This is a genomic window from Streptococcus intestinihominis, from assembly GCF_046824975.1.
Classification (GTDB): Bacteria; Bacillota; Bacilli; order Lactobacillales; family Streptococcaceae; genus Streptococcus.
Genome location: NZ_JBKQBL010000003.1, coordinates 158,394 through 159,618 on the forward strand (window position 1 = coordinate 158,394; position 1,225 = coordinate 159,618).

The 1,225-nt window shown below is 42.3% G+C and carries 1 protein-coding gene and 1 pseudogene; both read right to left on the bottom strand.

Annotation, left to right across the window (positions count from 1 at the left end; translation table 11 throughout):
* Positions 1-317: pseudogene (locus tag ACLOR3_RS05905) on the bottom strand (hypothetical protein); the annotation flags it as partial.
* A gap of 362 nt (positions 318-679) precedes the next feature.
* Positions 680-1,225, bottom strand: a 546-nt coding sequence (locus tag ACLOR3_RS05910) for a hypothetical protein (protein ID WP_412037070.1), incomplete at its 5' end; no start/stop codon positions are given.

Here is a 1,225-nt window from a genome sequence, read left to right on the forward strand (position 1 = left end):
TGGGTCTCTTTAGCTGAGCCCGTCAGTGATGCTCCTGCTTCCTCTGAATGAGCAACGGTTCGGTCCATCATCAAAGCATAGAGCGCTTTAAAGTCTCCAACAGTTCTAGCATTTTCAAGTTCCTCATCTGTATACAAGACAAAAGGAGACTCTGAGGATCCTTTCAAGCTGGTCACTTTCTTGCCCTGAGAAGAGGTTGATGACTGGCGTGTTTCCTTTACAGACTTTTCACTGGACGAGGTCCCTTCTTGATTCGAGCAGGCTACTAGCCCCATCACTCCCAGTAAAGCAAGCATCAATAACAGTATTTTTTTCATTCACTCTCTCCTTTTTAAGCTTCCACTACCATTTTAGCATCAAGCTAGGTTGCCGTCAATTCATGCATCCTCCCTGAGACTTTCTAAAAAAGACCAGAGATCAGTCTATCTCCGGCCTATCGATTTATTTGGATGAGGCGCACCTCTCCCTTATCACCAGATACTTAAAGGTTGATTCACTGTCGGAATCCTAGAAAATATCGGCATCATGTGGACAAGTTCTCCTGTCTCTACAACTTCTCCAACATGAGGTATAAGAGAGGATACCCTAAGGGAAGAGGGAGATTCTTGCAAGTAGAAAATCCCTCCACTCGTCTCCTCCTTTTGGCTTTTAACCAAAAAATCCAATGCTAGCCATCTATTTATTCATCTGAATCGCTGTCTTCATCGTCTGAATCTTTGTCCACTGGTGACTCTGATGAATCTTTAGCAGAGTCACGAGCATCCTTCAACTGTTCAATAAAGGTTTCACGAAACTCTTTTGGAACTTCCGCATTATCATCCCCATAACGCTCAACCGCTTTGTTGAATGCTTCCTTCGTTTGTGCAAGAGTCTCCTTAAGCGCATCTGCTGTTTGAGCAAATGTCTCCTTGGCACTTTCAGGAAGAGATTCCATTGATTCAGTCATCAGGCGATTTGATTCATCCAAGATTTTTGCGAAACACTTTTTAAAATCACCAACTGTTTTTAACTTTTCAAGCTCTTCGTCTGATGGGAATACATCACTTGTTGTTTGAGAGCTAGTATTAGAAGAAGTCTTTTCTGCCTTAGATGAGTTAGAAGATTTGCTTGTTACCTTTTCTGTCTTCTCAGTAGATGAAGAAGCTTCGGTTTTTACTTCTTGCTTACCTGAACAAGCTGCAAGCGAAGCAGCTGCCAACAAGGTTGTAGTAGATAAAATCAATTT